This is a genomic window from Streptomyces sp. MnatMP-M17 (assembly GCF_900091995.1).
GTDB lineage: Bacteria > Actinomycetota > Actinomycetes > Streptomycetales > Streptomycetaceae > Streptomyces.
Genome location: NZ_FMDK01001012.1, coordinates 1 through 1,403, shown reverse-complemented (window position 1 = coordinate 1,403; position 1,403 = coordinate 1). Strand labels below are relative to the sequence as shown.

Genomic DNA, 1,403 nt, shown 5'->3' with positions numbered 1-1,403 from the left:
CTAGTACTCCAGCAGCGGTTCGTGTCCTGAGCTGGTGATTGTCGTTGTCCTGGTATGAAGGGGATGGCTGAAGTCGCTTGGTGGGCCGATGAGTTGGAGTCGGTGTTCGGGCGGGTTGCGGGCAGGTTCGGGCGGGCGGATCTGCGGTGGCGGATGCGGGACTATGTCCGGGGCCTGCTGGGGCAGGCGGCACGCAAGAACGGCTGGCAGCTCGCGGAGTGGGCAGGTCACCACACTCCCGACGGTTTCCAGCGGCTTTTGAACAGCAGTGTCTGGGACGCGGACGCCCTACGCGACGACGTCCGTGCATACGTTGCTGAACGACTCGGACCGGACGGCGTACTGATCATCGACGACACCGGGTTCATCAAGAAGGGCACCACGTCGGCGGGGGTCGGCCGGCAGTACACCGGCACCTCGGGAAAGATTGACAACTGCCAGATCGGAGTGTTCGCCGCCTACGCCACCCGCTCGGGCCGGGCCCTGGTCGACCGCGAGCTCTACCTGCCCAAGGCATGGACATCCGACCGGGACCGCTGCCGGGGCGCGAAGATCCCTGACGGGCGAGGGTTTGCCACCAAGGGTGAACTGGCCCGGGACATCGTCCGCCGCTGCATCGCCGCTGGCCTGCCCGCCGCCTGGGTCACCGCGGATGAGGCTTACGGACAGGACTGGCACTTCCGTCGTCTGCTCGAACAACTCGACGTCGGATACGTGGTGGCGGTGCCCAAGTCCCAGCAGATCAAGTCCCTGGCCGGCATCTGGCGCATCGACCAGCTCATCAAAGAAGCACCTGTTGATGCCTGGCAGCGGCTGTCCTGCGGCCACGGGGCGAAGGGCCCGCGCGTCTACGACTGGGCCGCGGCCAGGCTGCCCGCCAACCCTGTCTTCGATGCCGATCCGCCCACCCGTCACCGCTGGGTGATGGCCCGCCGCAGCCTGTCCGACCCCGGCCAGATCGCCTACTACCTCGCCTACGCGCCCGTCGGGATCGAGATCGCCGAGCTGGTCAGGATCGCCGGCTCCCGCTGGGCGGTCGAGGAGTGCTTCCAGGCCGCGAAGAACGAGTGCGGCCTCGATCAGTACGAAGTCCGCCGTTACATCGGCTGGTACCGGCACATCACCCTGGCCATGCTCGCCCACGCCGTCCTGGCCGCACTCGCAGCCCAGGCCACCACCGACGCCGCAAAGGGGGCTGCAGAAACGGATCGGCCCTCGTCCCGCTCACCGTGGCAGAGATCCGGCGACTCCTGGACGCTCTCCTGCCCCACCCACGAACCGACCGCGATCCCGTCACCCACACACTGAAATGGTCGGCCTGGAGAAGACACCGCCAAGCCGTCGCCCGCCACTGCCACTACCGAAAACGCAGCTCAAGACACGAACCGCTGCTGGAGTACTAG

The 1,403-nt window shown here is 67.1% G+C and carries 1 pseudogene; it reads left to right on the top strand.

Going from position 1 to position 1,403, the window contains the following annotated elements:
- Window positions 1-54: 54 nt before the first annotated feature.
- A pseudogene (locus tag GA0115259_RS35145) lies at window positions 55-1,403 on the top strand (IS701 family transposase); the annotation flags it as partial.